Origin of the sequence: Iocasia fonsfrigidae (assembly GCF_017751145.1) — a bacterium.
GTDB classification, from domain to species: Bacteria; Bacillota; Halanaerobiia; order Halanaerobiales; family DTU029; genus Iocasia; species Iocasia fonsfrigidae.
The window spans coordinates 1,467,948-1,483,325 of sequence record NZ_CP046640.1 but is presented as its reverse complement, the minus strand read 5'-3'; the positions used below and the strand labels follow the sequence as shown (position 1 = coordinate 1,483,325).

General features: G+C 34.6%; 13 protein-coding genes. All 13 read right to left on the bottom strand.

Annotated elements, in window-relative coordinates; all coding sequences use genetic code 11:
* Positions 1 to 105: 105 nt before the first annotated feature.
* A complete protein-coding gene (locus tag GM661_RS18915; RefSeq protein ID WP_269059912.1) occupies positions 106 to 237 on the bottom strand; it encodes a hypothetical protein in 132 nt (43 codons plus the stop codon).
* A 354-nt stretch (positions 238 to 591) separates the two neighbouring features.
* Positions 592 to 1,755: an iron-containing alcohol dehydrogenase gene (locus GM661_RS07025; protein WP_230869376.1), complete on the bottom strand. Its 1,164-nt coding sequence runs from the start codon at positions 1,753 to 1,755 to the stop codon at positions 592 to 594.
* 80 nt (positions 1,756 to 1,835) lie between these two features.
* Positions 1,836 to 3,068 (bottom strand): NAD-dependent dihydropyrimidine dehydrogenase subunit PreA, encoded by a 1,233-nt coding sequence (gene preA / locus GM661_RS07020; RefSeq protein WP_407929649.1) that lies wholly within the window; start codon positions 3,066 to 3,068, stop codon positions 1,836 to 1,838.
* Positions 3,058 to 3,393, bottom strand: a complete 336-nt coding sequence (locus tag GM661_RS07015; protein WP_230869374.1) for an oxidoreductase YeiT — start codon at positions 3,391 to 3,393, stop codon at positions 3,058 to 3,060. Before GM661_RS07015 ends, preA begins: the two co-directional genes overlap by 11 nt.
* Positions 3,394 to 3,818: 425 nt before the next feature.
* Positions 3,819 to 5,186, bottom strand: coding sequence for a dihydropyrimidinase (hydA, locus tag GM661_RS07010; RefSeq protein ID WP_230869373.1), 1,368 nt, complete (start codon positions 5,184 to 5,186; stop codon positions 3,819 to 3,821).
* Positions 5,187 to 5,332: 146 nt separating this feature from the next.
* The gene (locus GM661_RS07005) at positions 5,333 to 6,769 is read right to left on the bottom strand and encodes a uracil-xanthine permease family protein (protein ID WP_230869372.1); all 1,437 of its coding nucleotides are present in this window, start codon (positions 6,767 to 6,769) and stop codon (positions 5,333 to 5,335) included.
* A 31-nt stretch (positions 6,770 to 6,800) separates the two neighbouring features.
* Positions 6,801 to 8,117 (bottom strand): M20/M25/M40 family metallo-hydrolase, encoded by a 1,317-nt coding sequence (locus GM661_RS07000; protein WP_230869371.1) that lies wholly within the window; start codon positions 8,115 to 8,117, stop codon positions 6,801 to 6,803.
* A 13-nt stretch (positions 8,118 to 8,130) separates the two neighbouring features.
* The gene (locus GM661_RS06995; RefSeq protein ID WP_230869370.1) at positions 8,131 to 9,474 is read right to left on the bottom strand and encodes an aminotransferase class III-fold pyridoxal phosphate-dependent enzyme; all 1,344 of its coding nucleotides are present in this window, start codon (positions 9,472 to 9,474) and stop codon (positions 8,131 to 8,133) included.
* Positions 9,475 to 10,046: 572 nt separating this feature from the next.
* Positions 10,047 to 11,693: an ArnT family glycosyltransferase gene (locus GM661_RS06990; RefSeq protein WP_230869369.1), complete on the bottom strand. Its 1,647-nt coding sequence runs from the start codon at positions 11,691 to 11,693 to the stop codon at positions 10,047 to 10,049.
* Between the two features lie 44 nt (positions 11,694 to 11,737).
* Positions 11,738 to 13,291: an ArnT family glycosyltransferase gene (locus GM661_RS06985; RefSeq protein WP_230869368.1), complete on the bottom strand. Its 1,554-nt coding sequence runs from the start codon at positions 13,289 to 13,291 to the stop codon at positions 11,738 to 11,740.
* Positions 13,292 to 13,328: 37 nt separating this feature from the next.
* Entirely contained in the window at positions 13,329 to 13,598 is a 270-nt protein-coding gene (locus tag GM661_RS06980) for a lipid-A-disaccharide synthase N-terminal domain-containing protein (RefSeq protein ID WP_230869367.1), read from the bottom strand.
* A complete protein-coding gene (locus tag GM661_RS06975) occupies positions 13,598 to 14,323 on the bottom strand; it encodes a glycosyltransferase family 2 protein (RefSeq protein WP_125989511.1) in 726 nt (241 codons plus the stop codon). The genes GM661_RS06980 and GM661_RS06975 overlap by 1 nt, the downstream gene beginning before the upstream one ends.
* A gap of 545 nt (positions 14,324 to 14,868) precedes the next feature.
* The gene (locus GM661_RS06970; protein ID WP_125989509.1) at positions 14,869 to 15,330 is read right to left on the bottom strand and encodes an aldo/keto reductase; all 462 of its coding nucleotides are present in this window, start codon (positions 15,328 to 15,330) and stop codon (positions 14,869 to 14,871) included.
* Between the last annotated feature and the right edge of the window lie 48 nt (positions 15,331 to 15,378).

Sequence of the window (15,378 nt, the reverse complement as noted above, 5' to 3'; positions counted from 1 at the left end):
GACTTTGGTTAGGTTCATGAATTTAAGTGCAGCGTATATGCAATATATTTTTTAGCCGATGGATCTTCATCAAATCCAGTTCTGACCACAACCAGATCAAAAAGCTTAATTAATTGAGGTACCTATAACTCCCTTAAACTGTATGTCCTGACCACAGAGATTACTACCGATTATGCCGTGTTTATGAGCTACAGTACCCAGTGCATAGTAAGTATATTTACCACTTAAAGAATTCAAAGTTTTTTCTCCTATGCTTATATTTTGACTGTCGAAGCCAAATATATTATAGCATAGGAGGATTACTTCATCATCATGGTTGCTTTTCCTTCACCTGCTGTAGTTAATCCATTTGTTATCACTTATGTTAACAAGCATAACAGAGTTAATTAAATAGTTTTCCAGATAAAGGTTGTTTCTCATAATATTATACTCTAGACTCAACTAAATATTTTTCTGTGGCTGTGTGATCTGGTAATATATATTGATTATATCCTTCTCATTCCCATGGATATAAGTAATTTGATTTCTTATGAAATGGCCTGGCACAAGAACAATGAACGGAATGAAATATACTCCGCTAAGACTTTAAGATTAGCTATCTAGTAATTTCTTATAAATTGATATTATATCTTCTTTATCTGGACTACGATATGTATTTCCAGGACTACCACTTGCCAGTGCATCCTCAGCCATTTTTTCCAAATTAGCTAAGTAATCATTTTTCTCAATACCCAGTTCCAGTAGATTAGGTATTCCCACATCATTGCAAAGACTTCTTATCAGCATCACACCCTTAATAGCCAGTTCTGGAGCAGAACCATCTATACGATTATTCGCCATAGCCCTAGCAAGCTCTGCAAACCTTTTCTGATTACCAGTACAGGCAAATTTCATACAATCACCAAGCAAAACTGCATTTGAAATACCGTGAGGAATATGAAATAAAGCACCAATAGGTCTTGACATACCATGTACTAATGTTACAGAAGAGTTATTAATAACAAGTCCTGCCTCTGTAGATGCCAACATAAGTTGACTGCGGGCTTCCATATCATTTCCATCCAGATAAGCTCTCTTTAAATACCTGGATATTTTTCTAATAGCAGACAAAGCTAAATTATCAGTAAGGGGCTGATTTTTAACAGAAGTATATCCCTCAATTGCATGAGTTAAGGCATCTAAACCAGTAGCAGCAGTGACAGAAGCTGGTACAGAGATAGTTAATTCAGGATCTACTATGGCCATCTCTGGCATTATATAGAAACTGGCTATCAACATTTTTACATCTCTTGAGGTATCATTAATGATTGTATATCTTGTAACTTCGGAACCTGTACCTGAGGTTGTAGGTATAGCTATGACTGCTGGAATATTATTTTCAACTTTATCCAGCCCCATATAATCACTTATCTTCCCAGGATTTGCAACCATAATTCCGATAGCTTTAGCTGCATCAATAGGACTACCCCCACCGATAGCTATTAAGAAATCACAATTATTATTTTCATAAATTTCTAATCCTTTTTCCACATGTTTATCATCAGGTTCTGAAGTTACATCATTATAAAGTACAGGAAATATATTATAATCTCTAAGAAATTCCATAACCCGTTTAACATAACCAAGCCTTACTGCAGAATTACCTGTTACAATTAAGGGTTTATTCCCATAACTGACTATCTCCTTTAAGGCTTGATCAAGGACACCTTCTCCATAAAAAATAGATTTAGGCGTTAGAAACCTTGCTGCTTTCATATAATCGCTTTACCACCTTTCTCCAGATCAAATTATTCAAAATAAGATATAAATCCCTGCATCCACATTAAATATTAATTTTAAATAATATCTTCCTTAAAGTCAAGAGCTTTTTTGAAAACCATCTTACCGGTCTTAATTGCACCACTGGGACATACATGATTACAGAGGTGACAGCCGACACATTTTTCTTCAATCACTACTGGCTGACGAACTTTTGACCAGCTTATCGCCTGATGCCCACCATCACAGCATGATATATAACACCGTCCACAACCAATACACTTTTTCTGATCTATCTCTGGATATAAAATAAAATTCCGATCCAGTTTATCAGCAGATACAATATTATCGAGGGCTAACCCTAGCAGTTTTTCCAGACTCTCAAATCCATTACTGGCCAGATAATAACTCAATCCACTGATCATATCCTCAATAATACGATATCCATACTGCATCACAGCAGTTCCTACCTGGACATTACGTGCACCAAGTAGTATAAATTCCAGGGCATCCTGCCAGGTTTCTATCCCCCCAATCCCACTGACAGGCACATTATATAAGTCAGGATAACTGGCTAACTCATATATAAATCTTAAGGCAATAGGCTTTATGGCTTTACCAGAATAACCGGATACAGATGATTTACCATTAATAACTGGAGCAGGAGCCATTTTTTCAATATCTACTGAAGTTATACTTTTGATAGTATTTATAGCGGCCAACCCCCTTGCCCCTCCCTCAATAGCTGCTAAGGCAGGTGGTATCATACTACCCAAATTAGGAGTCATTTTTGCTAATACTGGTAGATCAGTACCGGCTACAACTGCTTCAGTATAAGACTTAACCAGTTCAGGGTTTTGACCTACATCTGCTCCTAATTTGTTATCAGCCATCTGGGGACAAGAAAAATTACATTCTATAATATCTACTCCAACCCCTGTCATTAATTTTGCCAGTTGGTTCCATTCTTCTTCACTCTGTCCCATAATAGACGCAATTAAGATCTTATCAGGAAAATCCCGTTTGATTTTTTCCATTTCCAGCAGGTTTTCTTCCAAACCCTTTTCAGAAGTCTGCTCCAGATTTTTGAAACCAATAAAAGACCTACCTTCTTTTTTAAGCTGGTCAAATCTAGGTGAAACCTCATTGGCTACAAAAAAACCAACTGTTTTAAAAACCAATCCACCCCAACCTGCATCTAAAGCCCTGGAAACCATTTCATAATTACTGGAAATCGGTGATGAGGCAAGAAAAAAAGGGTTTTCACACCTAATTCCACAAAACTCTATTGATAAATCCTTAACTGCCATCATTATTCACCTTCTTTAAAATACCTAATTCCAAATTAGACAGAAAATTATTTATGCTGCTTATTTTTATAGGACTATCCAATCTTCCCCTGATACAGGCTTTTTCACAATTTCTCTGCTCAAAACAAAGCTCTGAACAAGTCTTATCTAGAAAGCCGAATTTCCTATATTTTGCTTGAGCCCCAGGGAAATTCTCAAACCGTATTGAACGAATAATACTGGCAGAATCAATATTAGCTGGACAAGCCTGTGTACATGGTGGATCATAACACAACAAACACCTTGCAACTTCCTGTTCAGCTAGATCGAAGGTTAACTTGCGCATTTCTATCACCTCTTCTTATTATTCATCCTTCTATATAAGTTTCATTTAATTTATTCACACTAATGCTTTGTGTAAGCCAATTATATTAATGGAGCGACTCTAACTTTTTGTGGAGGCAGGACGCCGGAACATTAGAAGCACGGCTTGAAGCTTTGCTTCATAGCGTGACTCTATGCTTTGAAGTAAAAAGTTGTGACAGAGAACGAAGGCACGGATGCTGGAGTGAACGACAAGCGGAATTAATATAATTGGCTGGAACGCAAAAGTGCAATATTTAAGTGCTACTTATATATATTAACTCTCTTCAGTTACTTGAATTTTATATTTTTTATTTATTAATTAGGTGTCTGGCATAATATTCCACTGGCCCAACATACCTGATGACAATCCATTATGCAAATAGTGCCTATTTTAATCTTGCAAGCTTACCGTTTAAGGCTCCTTTTAACAAAATTACCCCAGCCTGCTTCCCCGAGAAATTCCCCATCTTGATATACAACTCTACCTCTCGAAAGAGTCATAATTGGATAACCATCTAGTTCTACCCCTTCCCAGATAGTGTGGTCTATATCTGAATGCATTTTTTCTTGAGTAATAGTAAATTTCTTTTGCGGATCATAAATTACCAGATCAGCATCAATATTGGGAACGATGGTACCCTTACGGTCAGCACAACCAAATATCTGAGCAGGATTTGTAGAACACAATTCTACAACTTTATTAAATGAAATTCTCCCTTGATTGGCCTCACTTAACATATAAGGATATAGGTTCTCTACTCCCATACAGCCATTAGGGATCTTGCTAAAGTCATCAATACCCCAGTCTTTTTCTCCACTCTGGAATGGGCAGTGATCAGTTGCAATCACTGATATATCTCCCTTTTTAATTCCTTCCCAGAGGGAATCCTGACTTTCCTTACCCTTAATAGGTGGTGAACATACGTAATTTCTACCATCATCTCTCTTATAAACTTCATTTGTAAAATGCAGATAATGAGGACATGTTTCTGCATATATTTCATAGCCCTCATCACGAGCTTTAGTGACTTCTTCCATCCCCTCTTTATTGGCCAGATGAACTATATAAACCGGGGCATCCAATGATTTAGCTAAATGTATTATCCTTTTGTCAGCCTCTGCTTCTACAAATTCAGGACGGCTTTTATAATGATACCAGGCAGAAGTTTTGCCTTCAGACAAATACTTTTCTACACGGCGCTCAGTAATATCTGCATTCTCAGCATGTACTGAGATTAATGCTCCAATATCCTTAGATTTTTCCAATAGATAAGCAAGTACCCCATCATCAACCATTAAACCTGACTTTTTATAGGCCATAAATGTTTTAAAACTGGGTACTCCATACTCTACCGCATCTTCCAATTCTCTAATTACATCATCACTAAGATCAGTAATTGCTACATGAAAGCCATAATCCACACATGCCTGAGGGGCACACAACTCTTCTCTGCCTTTTATAGCTTCCATTAGTCCCTGACCCTTATTCTGCATAACAAAATCAAAAACTGTTGTAACCCCACCACAAGCAGCTGCCCTTGTACCAGCCTCATAACTGTCAGCAGAAATAGTCCCACCAAAGGGCATTTCTAAATGGACATGAGCATCCAGGGCACCTGGAAGGATATATTTCCCCTCTGCGTTAATTATTTGATCTGGATCATACTTTATATTTGTTCCAACCATTGCAATTTTCTGGTTCTCTATTAATAAGTCTGCCTGATAACTATCTATAGCCGTAATAATAGTACCATTTTTGATCAATATAGTCATAATCATGCCTCCCCAAATAATTTTCAACATAGATAATGAATATTTTCAATTCTAATTTTTCCAATCTAATAATTGAATCCAGTAGTAAATCTTAATAATAAATCACTACTGGATTCTCTCCCTATATTTTAATATCTAAACTTCTACTAAGCTGCTTCTCCTTCTGCTTCCAAGCCTCTTTCTTGATCTGTACCAGGAATTAGATTATCAAGGATTAAGCCACAAATAGCCCCAACAGCCATCCCTGTACCACCAATACTATTGATTATATCTGATAACCAGGGAGCACTTTCAAATAGCAGTGGATGGGCACTAAAATAAGTTGGTAAACTCAATCCCATAAATAAACTAAAACCAATGATCATCAGATTCCTCTGTGAACTCATATCTGCTTTGGCTGTATGTGATAAACCAATAGCAGCAATTAAACCAAACATTGTAATATAAAGTCCACCAACTATAGGCATGGGGATACTGGCAATAAAACCACCAAACTTACCGATTATACCTAACAAAATCAAAACAACTACACCAATATTAACAACATACCTACTGGCTACTTTTGTCAAACCAACCAGACCTATGTTTTCTGTATAACTAGTGCTGGCAAAACCACCCAATAATCCTGTAATCAGACAACCCAGGCCTTCACAGCCGATACCATTACTGACCCTTTGAGGAGTTAGTTCTGGTCCCTGACAGACTTTATTCATAGCCTGATAGTCACCGTAAGATTCAATAGTAGAAGCTAAATAACCAGCCAGAACAACCAGGAAGAAACTCAAACTAAATTTAGGTGCTCCCCAGGGCATGAATATCTGGCCAGGTGTTCTAAACCAGGGCGATGCTTGCAATGTTTCAAAACTAACATAACCTGCTGATTCCGGACCAAAAACCCCTGTATAAGTTAACACTAGAGCAACCACATAGGCAGCAATTACTGACAGCAGAACCGGGAATAAAGAAAACAGATTTTTATTTTTACCAAGTACAAAATTAAAAAGAAATACACCCACAATAACAATCCCAGCTAAAAACCAATTATTGCCAGCTATTGGTGCACCAGATTCATACAGGGCTAGACCAATCAAAGCAATAGTGGGCCCAATCACAACTGGTGATATAAACTTCTGAAGTTTTCCTATCAATCCACTAAAACCAATAAACATCTCTACTAAAGCCCCCAGTATAATAGCCCCTGCTATATACTGCATTGATACTGCTCCACCAGCAGTAGCTGCTATAATCGCAAAAAATGGACCAAGAAATGAAAATGAAACCCCTTGTATAATCGGCAATCTTGTACCAAAGTTAACCTGAATAAAAGTAGCAACTCCAGAACAAAGCATAGCAGACGCCACCAGAATTGCCAGTTGTGTTCCGCTCATCCCAAGGGCAGGTGCCAGTAATAATGGAACTGATATTGTAGCACCAAACATTGTTAAGACATGCTGTAATCCCAGTCCCAGAGCAGTGCTAAAGGGTTTAGGCACATCATCCAGAGTATAAACCATACCATTATCAGCCAAACTTAACTCCTCAACATCAGTAACTCTATTAGTAGTCAATGCTTCTTCAACCATTTTAACCAACCTTTCATAATAAATTTTTGAATTACCATTCTAATTCCTCAAAGGCCTCTTCACCAGCTTCAACTACTTTTAAATAAATAGCTGCATTACCTACCATAGCCCGTTTCAAGAAATCGGTTCTAACCTTATCATAAGGTGTATGTGCATATTGTTCCTGCATTGGAGAATATCCAATAGTAGGCTTTTTATCAATTCCGGCAGTTTTACTGGCATCAGTTCCAAAATCCCAGTACCCATATTTAACTGGTTCACCTAACTCTTCTAGAGCAGAAGCAGCAGCTTGTAAAAAAGGATGATTTTCACTTATTTTCCATGGATACATCTCTTTATCAACTTCATATTCACGACCCATATAAGATGTCTCTACAGCTGACTTAACCTTTACATCTGCTTTAAATTCATCATCCTCTGCTGCTATTTCCTCTATTAATCCTTCTATCTCTTTTAAAGCAGTTTCAGCACTCTCACCCGGTATAGTACGTCTATCTATCGATAACATACATTTATCAGGAACGATAGATAAGGCCCCTGGTGAACATTCAATGATATTCAGAGACAATGAAGCCTGACCCAGGTGTTCATCCTCTGGTAATGACGGATATAACTCGTCTTTTATCTTCGCAATTAAAGGCATAGATTTATAAATAGCATTAATTCCCAACCATGGTGCACTACCATGGGAAGTACGACCATAGACAGTAGCCAACATCTCAACCCTTCCGCGGTGACCGCAGTACAGCTTTAATGATGTAGCCTCAGAAGATACCATTGCATCATAAGTAAGACCTTTTTCTTTAAATGTCTGATCGATTAAATGGACCATACCAACCATTTCTGCTGGTTCTTCCTGTACTACACCAGTAAACATATAATTTCCCTTAAAATCATATCCTTCTTCTTTTAACTTAAGTAAAACAGCACCTGCATAAACCTGGGCAGCTTCTCCACCTTTAACATCTGAGGCAGCACGTCCATGAATACATTCTGCTTGATCACTATTACCATCCTGGTCATCCACTGCACAGATATCTATCTCCCCCCCATAGGGATTATAACCTTCCCAGTTATTAGCATCCCCTGGGCTGACATGATCCAGATGTGAGTTATACATAATTGTTGGTCCTTCTTTACTTCCTTCCACAATTCCAACAACATTACCCATATCGTCTCTAAACACCTGGTCATAACCCAATTTCTCCATCTCGGCAATTAATAAATCAGCTACATCTCTTTCATTTCCACTAATACTTGGAGTTTGAATTAATTTTTGCGCAAAGGCTATAGCCTCATCATTAAGACTCTCACTAATTTCTTTTAGCTTCATAGTAATTTCTGACATTAATATTCCCCCCTTATTTTAGCATTTCATCCACTTCACTAAGGACCCTGTCCATAATTTGCATTGCTTCTTTTATTTCTTCTTCCTTTATAATTAATGGTGGTGCAACAATAATAATATTTTCATGTGTATAGGTAAAAAATCCCTGTTTTATTAATTTAGACAAGATCAAAGGCATTATTTTCCCAGGATCCTGTCCATAAGGAACCAGCGGTTCTTTGCTGACCTTATCTTTAACCAGTTCTATAGCTGAAAACAACCCAATATACCTAACATCACCTACTGAAGGATGTTTTTCCTTCAATAATTCCAGTTCTTCACCTAAAACCTTCCCCCTAAGTTTACTGTTTTTGATTAAACCCTCTTCTTGATACACATCAAGTGTAGCAATACCGGCTGCACAACCCATTGGATGACCACTATAAGTAAGCCCACACATCAAAGTAGTATCATTGAAAAAATCAGCTATATCTTGGCTGACAAGTACTCCACCTAAAGGCAGGTAACCAGAGGTAATTCCTTTAGCAAAGGTAATTAGATCAGGTACTACACCCCAATTATCACAGGCAAACCATTCTCCTGTTCGTCCAAAACCAGCCATAATCTCATCACATACCATCAGAATTCCAAATTCATCACATATCTCTCTAACACCCTTTAAATAATTTTCAGGGGGGATAATAACCCCATTACTACCTGTAACGGTTTCCAGAAAAATTGCAGCCACACTATCTCTTCCTTCATAAATAATCTGTTCTGTAAGCTGCTCTAAATAGTAATTACAAGCTTCTTCTTCATCTTTAAAGTCAACAGGACTGCGGTACAAATAAGGATCAAAAAATTTGATAAAGCCAGGAATTCCTGGTTCAGCAGGAAATCTCCTTGGTTCACCAGTCAAATTAGCTGCTCCATAAGTAGCCCCATGATATGAGCGATACCTGGAAAATATTTTGTCTCTTCCGGTAAACATCTTGGCCATTTTAATGGCATTTTCATTTGCATCAGCACCTCCAATAGTAAAGAAGACTTTTTTCATATTCTTAGGTGCAATATCTAATAACTTACTGGCCAATTCAGACTTAACATCAACAGCAAATCCCGGTCCCATATAGGTCATCTTTTCAGCCTGTTCTTGAATAGCTTCAATTACTTTCATATTTCCATGGCCAATATTAACATTAACCAGTTGTGAAGACATATCAAAATATTTTTTACCGTTTGAGTCCCAGAAATAAATTCCCTTGGCCTTTTCTACCACAATCGGATCAAGATTTCCCTGTGCTGACCAGGAATGTAGATTTTTAAGTAAATCTATTTCCTTAATAACTTTCGAATCTTTAAAATTGTATTTTTTCATCTTTTCACCTCTGAATCCTTATTCATGTTAAGTATATGTTATATTTACACAATTTATGTTTTTTATTATAGTTCCTTGTAACTTTGTTGTCAAGTATATTTGCCTATTTTTCTATTGTATACATGTTTTATGTTATTTTTATGTTATATTTTCGTTACATCACTAATAAATATTACACAAAATTAATATGACTAAAAGCTGTAGCCGCTCATAATTAGTAAAATAATAAATTAATTTCGTCTAAATAATATAGCAAGGAATGAAGGTAGTGGAGATGTCATAGAACTAACGGATCCACATAGAAATAGGGGAGGATGAAATACCTTAATAATCAGGTTGATTTTATTTGCTAAAATCACGAAAAAACCCAAGATGATTATAATTTCATCTTGGCCCTTTTTATTATTATAAATTATCTTTTTTCCATTTGATAAGACCATAACTATATCATTTTTCTGAATATTGCCGGAATTGCTAGCATTAAGCTGTACTAGGAAGGGAATAGAGGGAAGGTTTTCTATCAATAGCCAGCAGTAAATATAAGGCATCTCCATCTTGAAATATAGCATTTATTAATTTTTACTCTTAATCAGTAACATCTTATTACTTCCAATTATATATTCTTTGATTATCCAATTATCTTTAATTTTAAAGTAATTATAAAATTCATCTGCCTCAGATACTATTAGAATTACACTAGATTTTTGCTTTAAAAATTTCTTGACTTCATCTTTAGTCTCAAAGATATCATCATAGTAAATTCCATTATAAAAAATAAAGCCACAATCATTATTATGAGAACCCCACAATGCTACTTCCTCATTAGCTATTCTTAAACTAGCTAAATCTTCTGCTAAATAGCGTTCACTTTTAACTAGATTAACCTTTGGCATAATTATAACTTTCATCAGTAGAATTAATACAAGTGAAAAGCTTACAGTGACTATAAATACTTTTTTATTACTTTTTTGAACTAATAAAGAAATAAAAAGCAACCCCTCAATAATTAAAAACAGTGACAAGGATTTAATAACAGTAGTAAAACCATATTTTTGTATCATTGCAGAACTAAAACCTTTTGCCAATAAATTGAGTCCTTGTAAAGTCAAAAATACCCCTACTATCAAAATAAATATACCAAAAATTAATGCTGGAATCTTTAGTCCCTTTAAAGATTCTATATTTTTCTTAGAAAACTCACTAAAATACCAAGCAATCAAAAGGGCAAAAGCAGGGTATACCTGTAATAAGTAAACTCCCCTCTTACTCCCTACAAAACTCAATATAATCAGAATACTTAAAAACCAGATACAATTAAACCCTACTATTTTGGGTAGAGTATCTCTTTTCTTCCATAAATAACAAGCAGCAGGAATCAAAAAAATAGTCCAGGGCAAAGCCTCAATTGGAAAGTTAATAAAGTAATAATAAAATGGATTCGGATGCCCCTGTGTACCAGTAGAATATTCAAATAACTGCTCTAATACTGTTACCTTAAAATAATTATATCCTGCAACTTTAAATACTAACGCAATCCACGTTCCTACTACAACAGCAAAGTATAAAACTCCTCTGATCCAAGCAATATTCTTTAACTTAGCTAATTCTTTAGTTAGAGCTGCATAAATCAAAATAACCACTACTGGTAATAGGGCTACTGGGCTTTTAACTAAAGAAGCAGCTCCCATTAGCAAGAATGCTAAACAAGATTTCCAACAACTGTCCTTATCTTCTAATTGCTCATATAATAATATCATAGCTATAGTAGTACAGAAAATAAGTGGTATATCTAGATTAACTCTCATAGCATACCAGAAATAGTTAACAGTAGTAGCCAATCCAATCCCTGTTAATATTCCAACTCTTCTACCTAACTTACTTCCATAATAATAACTTAATAAACCAACCAACAGACTTCCTAAAATAATCCCAGGTAATCTAACTGTTGTAACAGTCATTTTACCAACTAGTGCTGAAAATGCTGCAATTATTCCAAAAAATAATGGTGGTTTCTCATAATAAATCTCTTGGTTTAAATGAGGAATAATCCAATTCCCTTCCACTAACATCTCTCTAGCCACTTCTGAGTAACGCGGTTCATCAGGAGACCATAGATCATAATTCCAAATATTAAAGAAATATAAACTAAAGACAATAACAGTCAATAATAACACATATATTAAGAGTTTTTTATCATAGTTAACCCTTTTTATCAACATAAATCCCCCCTAAATTATTAAAAATCAATTTTTTATTATCTTTACTATTGTTTTAACAATAACAAATAATCATTATATGAATAAACTCGTTGAAAATTTTTAAACAATTTCTTTTGCATAACCTTCCAATACTTAACCTTCATAATTATTAAAACCTCTTTTTTGTTTCTTATATAATTAAATAAATTCTCTTCTCCTTTTATTTCAGGAATAATAAAATCTGTATAAACACCTAGAGATTCAGGCTGACCATATTCATAAGCAACAATATTATCTACCCCTTCTTTTTTAAATTCTTCAATTTTAGTAGCAATGGGTTTTTTAGTATAAGTTGCACTTAAAGGAGTTACTATTCCCCAAGAAAAATTCAACCAAAAGACAAAAATTAATACTAAAAAGATATAAGGAATGAATTTATATCTCTTCTTTACTAATAAAAATAATACAATAATACTAGATAATACTATCGAAATAAGTGTAGGTTTTAATATGCTCCTTACTGTTATACCCTCTATTATTTTAGGCATTAAAAATGCCATTATTACAAACAAGATAGCAGTCATAACTGCAGGGATAGTAAGGTACCTTTTATTTGCCTTATTCTCTAAAATTTCTCTAAATAAAATTGCTACTAGTAAACTAGCTGCTGGATAGATAGGTAACAAATAGATATCTAACTTACCACTAAGCATAGAAAAGATTAATAAAGGCATCCAGAACCAAGAAAATAAAAATTTTAATTCTTTCCTTGTAGTTCTTATATTATTAAAAAAACATAAAAAACTACTAATTAAGAATAAGGACCATGGTAAAAAAGTTAAAGGAAACATAGTAAAATAATAATAAATAGCTCTCTGATGAGCAAAGGAATCAACTGAACGACCAAATGTTTGTACAATTAATAAATCATAAGCATAATCTTTGCCACCAATGATAACCGCTGGTATAATCCATAATAAAACTACAGCAAAGAAAATTAAAATCCCTCTAAATAAATTCATTCTCTTTAGTTCATTTAGATTCTTTTCCAATAAAAGAAAGACTATAATAACTACTAAAGGGTCTAAAAACCCAGCTGGTCCTTTGATTACTGTAGCAATCCCCATTAGGAAAAACATTAATTGATAATATCTTCCTTTGATTTCTTTCTCACTACAATATCCCCTAAAAAAAACTAAAAATGATCCAGTAATAAATAGATTCATCATCATATCCATTCTGACAAAAATCGACATCCCAAAAAACAAAAAACTAGTAGCTAAGACCAGCGCAGCTAATAATGCATATCTAGCCTGCATAAATAACCCGCCTATAAAAAAGGTCAATATCACAACAATTGTTGAGCTAATTATACTAGGTAAAACCATAGCTAAGGTTGAATAATTTCCAAAAATCAGCTTAAATAAGTTTAAAACCCAAAAATAAACAGGCGGTTTATCTGAATAAAACCTTCCTCCCAAGTGGGGAACTAACCATTGGTGATTAACTAACATCTCTCGAGCAACCTCTACATATCTTAATTCATCACGATAATGTAAATCACGATGAAATGCTGAGGGAATATAAATCAATCCACAAAATAAAACTATTACTAGCAAAGACAGCATCATTTTCTTTTTAGAAATTTTTGTGCTTTTAATATTTAGCCCCCTCTCTTTCATTATTTTTCTTGATTAAGACTAAATTCCTTAAATAGATAAATGAACCTGCAGCCTGTCCTAAGATAAAAACTGGGTCTTTTTGATGGATAGCATAAGTTAATAATGTAAGACTACCTGCAATGCTTAAATACCAGAAAACATCAGGAACAATACTTTTTTTAGCTTTCTCTGATGCTAACCACTGAATAATAAACCTTAAAGAGAAAATTACTTGTCCAATTAACCCTATAACTATCCACAGCATTAATTATCTTCTCCTTTAATCTGATAACTTATCTGCCTTTTTTTCATCCATCTTACAGCTAAAGTATCCTTTAAACCAACCCAAAGACGATTGCTAATACCATATTTGGATTCACCCTCATGTCTAGGGTAATGCTTAACTGGGACTTCTACAACACTATAGCCTTTCATCTTAGCTAAAGTGGGGAAAAAACGATGCATTCCCTCAAATAAATTATAATCCTTAACCACTTCACTCCTAAATAATTTCAAAGGACATCCTGTATCAATAATTTCTTCACCAGTCAAGTAATTTCTAAATCCATTCGCGATCTTAGATGATATTTTCTTAATAATTGTATCTTCTCGGTCTACCCTTACTCCACAGACTAGATCATATTCTTTAATCTTAGTTAACAACTTCATAATATCTGCTGGATCAACTTGTAAATCAGCATCTAATGTAGCCACCAACCTTCCCTCAGCCTTTTTAAAAGCTGCTGCAAAAGCTGCGGTTTGACCATTATTCTCAGTAAAGTGATATACTTTAAGCTCTTCATATTCTTCAGCTAGCTGGTCAAGCAACTCACTACTCCCATCAACACTCCCATCATCAATATATATAATTTGAAAGGATTCAAACTCATTACTTATTGCTTCTATAATCTTTTCAGTTAATGGTCTTAAATTACCATATTCATTATAGACTGGTGCAACTACTGATAATTTTACTTGATAATCCTTCATAATATCGCTCCTTACTGTAAAATATTCAATATATACTACCTGAAATTATATATCTTTCCGAACATACACTGCTAAATCTATTTATTTATGCCGTGAATCAATCAAATCCTGTGCATGCCGTTTATTCTTTTATTATAAAATTTCCTAATTCACAAAATTAACAACATCATATATATTTTACATTAAAAAAATTAGACCAAAATTAAAAAGAGATTAAAAAATTTTAATAAAACCCTTTAACTTTTTAATATGGATTAAAAACTTAAGAAAAGAAAAAAGACTTACACAAAAAATTTAGGAAAGAAACTAAACGTAGTTGCAATTACTCCAAGAAATAAAAAACCTTAGCCCCAGGGAAATAGAAAAGCCATGATGAAATTACAATCATCATGGCTTTTCTTTAGTATTCAGCAAAGATTCCGTAAATAATTTTTTGAAATCACCTTAACCGCTAACCGTGGCATTCCTTAATCTGTTCTGGACTGCATTCTCCAGGTTTTCATCAAGAAAAACCTCTGGTTTATATCCAGAGGTTTTTTCGCAAGTTATTTTCGTCCCAATATGTAATCTATCTCATTAATTTGTTCTTTAGATAATGGACCAAATTCCATAGCTCGTGCATTTTCTTCAGCCTGCTTTACATTTCTAAACCCGGGAATAGGAATAGTGTTATCACCTACTGCCCAGATATAGGCCAAAGCACCCTGTACAAGACTACGGCCACCACTTGTTAATATCTCCCTTGCTGAAGACAATTTATCCAAGAACTCCTGTTTAGGCTTGCCATCTTCAAAATACTGTACCCATTCATGACCAGCACCCCTTACGTCATTTTGGGGGAGTTTTGTATTTATATTAAATTTACTAGATAATAGTCCCATAGCCAAAGGACTTCTATTGATACTTGCTAAATTATTAGATTCACATATATCAATTATAGCTTCAGCACTTTCAAAAATATTTAAATTGTGTTCAATAGCACTGCAATTTTTTCTGGAAGCGAACATTTTTGCACAATCTAAAAGGTCTGTGCTCCATGACGAACTTGTGCAAGA